This window comes from Siccirubricoccus soli (genome assembly GCF_024178315.1).
Taxonomy (GTDB): Bacteria; Pseudomonadota; Alphaproteobacteria; order Acetobacterales; family Acetobacteraceae; genus Siccirubricoccus; species Siccirubricoccus soli.
The window spans coordinates 1-3,391 of record NZ_JAMZIK010000221.1; the positions used below are offsets into that span (position 1 = coordinate 1).

The window sequence follows — 3,391 nt, forward strand, 5'->3', positions numbered from 1 at the left end:
GGAAAGCAAAAGACTGGAGCGGTTTCGCGCTGGCACGGTCAGCGTGAAGCCGCTCCAGCAGCTTGAGGGGCTCCGCCCCCGAGCCCCGGCAGAGGGCTCTGCCTCCTTGGCGGCAGTGCCGCCAACCCCGCCGGGGCCAGGACCTGGCCCCGGACCCCGTCTGAGTTTTACTCCGGCTTCAGCCCGGCGCGGTCGGCGCGCTCGCGCCACTGCGCCGTCTCCTGCCTGATGCGGGCGCCGAAGCTGGCCGCATCGCCGGCGACGACGGAATAGCCCAGCCCTTCCAGCCGGGCGCGCACCGCCGCCTCCTTCGCCGGTTCCAGCAGCAGGGTGCGCAGCCGGGCCTGGATGGGGGCCGGGACGCCGGTGGGCATGATGAAGCCCCACCAGCCCACCGTCGTCACCTCCGGCAGCCCCGCCTCCGCCATGGTCGGCACTTCCGGCAGTGCCGGGTTGCGCTCGGTGCCGGTCAGCGCCAGGGGGCGCAGCCTGCCGCCCTGGATATGCGTCATGGCGGAGGAGATGGCGACGAAGCCATAGGGCACGTCGCCGGCCACCAGCCCGGTGAGCTGGGGACCGCCGCCGCGATAGCCGACCACCGTCGGCTCCAGCCCGGTCGCCAGCAGGAATTCCACCACCGTCAGATGCGTCGGCGTGCCGATGCCGCCATGGGAGAGGCCGGTCGGCCCCGCGCGCATCTCCGCCAGCACGCCCTTCACGTCGCGCGCCTTCGCGGCGGGGTTGGCGAGCAGGACCAGCGGCGCCGTCACCGCCAGGCCGAGCGGCGCCAGGTCCCGCTCCACGTCGAAGGGCATGCGCTCGCGGAACAGGCCGGGATTCACCACCAGCGCATTGTCCGCGGTGCCGAGGGTGTAGCCATCCGCCGGCGCGCCGATCACCGCCTGGGTGCCGGGGATGGAGGCGCCGCCGCCGCGATTCTCCACGACGACGGTCTGGCCGGAGAGCTCGGTCGCCCGCTGCGCCAGGATGCGCGCGACGATGTCGCTGGAGCCGCCCGGCCCGTAGGGCACGACGATGCGGATGCTGCGCGCCGGGAATTCCTGCGCCCGCGCCAGGGCCGGCAGCAGCAGGGGGGCGGCGAGCAGCGCGCGGCGCGACGCCTCAGCCATCGAGCCGGACATTCGCGATCCTCACCACCTCGCGCCACTGCGCGATCTCCGCCTTCACGAAGGCGCCGAAATCCTCGGGCGTCGTCGGGTCGGCGATGGCGCCCAGCTCGAGGAAGCGGGCGGCGATGGCCGGATCGCGCAGGATGGCGACGGTATCGGCATTCACGCGGCGGACGATCTCCGGCGCCAGCCCGGCGGGGCCGCAGAGGCCGGACCAGCCGAAGGCGCCATAGCCGGGGGAGACGGTCTCGGCGATGCTCGGCACGTTCGGCAATTGGGGCACGCGCCGCGGCGTCGTCACCGCGATCGGGATGAGCCGGCCGGACTGGATGTTGTTCAGCGCGCTGGCGACGCTGTCCATCATCAGCGTGACGTTGCCGGCGAGGAGATCCGCCATGCCCGGCCCGCTGCCGCGGTAATGCACCATGTTGAGCTGGATGCCGCAGCGATGGGCGAAGAGCTCGGCCGCCAGGTGCTGGCTGGTGGCGGGGCCGGCGGTGGCCATGTCCACCGCGCCGGGCCGGGCCTTGGCCAGAGCCACCACCTCCTGCGGGGTGCGGCCGGGGAAGTTCGGATGCGCGACGATCAGCAGCGGCACCATGGCGACGTTGCTGATGGGGGTGAAGTCGCGCTCCGCATCATAGGGGAGGCGCGGTACGACGGAGGGGTTGACGCCCAGCGTGCCGGAGGTGCCGGCGACCAGGGTGTAGCCATCGGGCGCCGCCCGCGCGCCCATCTCCAGCGCCGGCACGCCGGCCGCGCCGCCGCGGTTCTCGACGAAGCAGCGCTGCGGCCAGCGCTTCGAAAGCTCATCCGCCAGCAGGCGGGTGAGGATGTCCGAGGCCTGGCCGGGCGGGAAGGGGACGATGATGCGCACCGGCTTGTCCGGCCATTGCCCCTGCGCCCCCGCCCGATGCGGCCCCGCCAGCATCGGCACCAGGGCCGGCGCGGCCAACAGGCTGCGCCGTGAAATCCTCGGCATCGCTTCCTCCATCCCTGCGTGGCCGAGTGTATAGAACGGTCATGCCGCAGCGTGAACGCCCGCCATGCCGGCCCGCGATCCGCCGCCGGCAAGGGGAGGGGACTGGGCCGATGGCCGGATCGAACAGCGTCAGGGTCGCGGTGCTGCCGGGGGACGGCATCGGCACGGAGGTGACGCAGGCGACGCTCGCCGTGCTGGAGAAGCTGGCGAAGCGCCACGGAATCGGCATCGCCACCGAGACCCTGCCGGCCGGGGCCTTCCACTACCGGGAAACGGGCGAGGCGCTGCCGGAGAGCAGCTTCGCGGCGGCGAAGGCGGCGGATGCCATCCTGCTCGGCGCCATGGGCTGGCCGGGAATCCGCTACTCGGATGGCACCGAGATCGGGCCGCAGCTCGACCTCCGCTTTCGCCTTGGCCTTTATGCCGGTGTCAGGCCGGTGAAGGCGATCCCGGGCGTGCCCGTGGCGCTGGCCGATCCACGCGCCCGCGACATCGACCTGGTGATCCTGCGGGAGAGCACGGAAGGGCTGTTCTTCTCCCGCGGCCGCGGCACCGTGACCGAGGACATGGCGGAGGAGACGCTGCGCATCACCCGCCAGGTGACGGAGAAGCTCTCCCGCTTCGCCTTCCGCCTGGCGGAGCGCCGGGCGGCGCGGCGCGGCAGGCGCGGCGTGGTGACGCTGGTGGACAAGGCCAATGTCTTCCGTGCCTTCGCCTTCATGCGCGGCGTCTTCGACGAGGTCGCGGCGGGGTTCCCTGGCGTCGAGGCGCGGCACCACTATGTGGACGCCATGGCGCTGGACCTGCTGCGCCGTCCCTGGGAATTCGACGTGCTGCCCACCGAGAACATGTTCGGCGACATCCTTTCCGATCTCGGCGCCGGGCTGGTGGGCGGGATGGGCTTCTCCCCCTCCGCCGATATCGGCGACGAGCACGCGGTGTTCCAGCCGGCGCATGGTACGGCGCCGGACATCGCCGGGCAGGGGATCGCCAACCCGACGGCGATGCTGCTCTCCGCCGCGATGATGCTGGACTGGCTTGCCGCGCGCGGCGCGGGCCAGGGCTATGGGGATGCGGCGCTGGAGCTGGAGGGCGCGGTGGACGCCGCCTTCGCCGCCGGGCTGCGCACCGCCGATATCGGCGGCCGGGACGGCACGGCGGCGGTGGCGCAGGCGGTCGCGGAGCGCATTGGCGCATGATCTCCCGCCGCGCGCTGCTGCAGGGCGTGGCGGCCGCCGGCGGGACCGCGGCGGCGGTGGCGGTGCTCGGCGCGCTGGGC

The 3,391-nt window shown here is 73.3% G+C and carries 3 protein-coding genes; 1 reads left to right on the plus strand and 2 read right to left on the minus strand.

Going from position 1 to position 3,391, the window contains the following annotated elements; all coding sequences use genetic code 11:
- Positions 1 to 167: 167 nt before the first annotated feature.
- Both NJ376_RS26760 and NJ376_RS26765 read right to left on the minus strand, forming a co-directional pair.
- Positions 168 to 1,142 carry a Bug family tripartite tricarboxylate transporter substrate binding protein gene (locus NJ376_RS26760; RefSeq protein ID WP_252956417.1) on the minus strand — a complete coding sequence of 325 codons (975 nt, stop codon included), beginning with the start codon at positions 1,140 to 1,142 and terminating at the stop codon, positions 168 to 170.
- The gene (locus NJ376_RS26765) at positions 1,123 to 2,112 is read right to left on the minus strand and encodes a Bug family tripartite tricarboxylate transporter substrate binding protein (RefSeq protein ID WP_252956418.1); all 990 of its coding nucleotides are present in this window, start codon (positions 2,110 to 2,112) and stop codon (positions 1,123 to 1,125) included. The genes NJ376_RS26760 and NJ376_RS26765 overlap by 20 nt, the downstream gene beginning before the upstream one ends.
- A gap of 110 nt (positions 2,113 to 2,222) precedes the next feature.
- On the opposite strand from NJ376_RS26765, the gene NJ376_RS26770 reads away from it, so the two are divergent.
- Entirely contained in the window at positions 2,223 to 3,311 is a 1,089-nt protein-coding gene (locus tag NJ376_RS26770) for an isocitrate/isopropylmalate dehydrogenase family protein (protein ID WP_252956419.1), read from the plus strand.
- Positions 3,312 to 3,391 lie beyond the last annotated feature (80 nt).

Excerpts from the sequence above, each read along its gene's own strand:
- NJ376_RS26760 (WP_252956417.1), bottom strand. The coding sequence starts at position 1,142 with ATGTCCGGCTCGATGGCTGAGGCGTCGCGCCGCGCGCTGCTCGCCGCC.
- NJ376_RS26765 (WP_252956418.1), bottom strand. The coding sequence starts at position 2,112 with ATGCCGAGGATTTCACGGCGCAGCCTGTTGGCCGCGCCGGCCCTGGTG.
- NJ376_RS26770 (WP_252956419.1), top strand. The coding sequence starts at position 2,223 with ATGGCCGGATCGAACAGCGTCAGGGTCGCGGTGCTGCCGGGGGACGGC.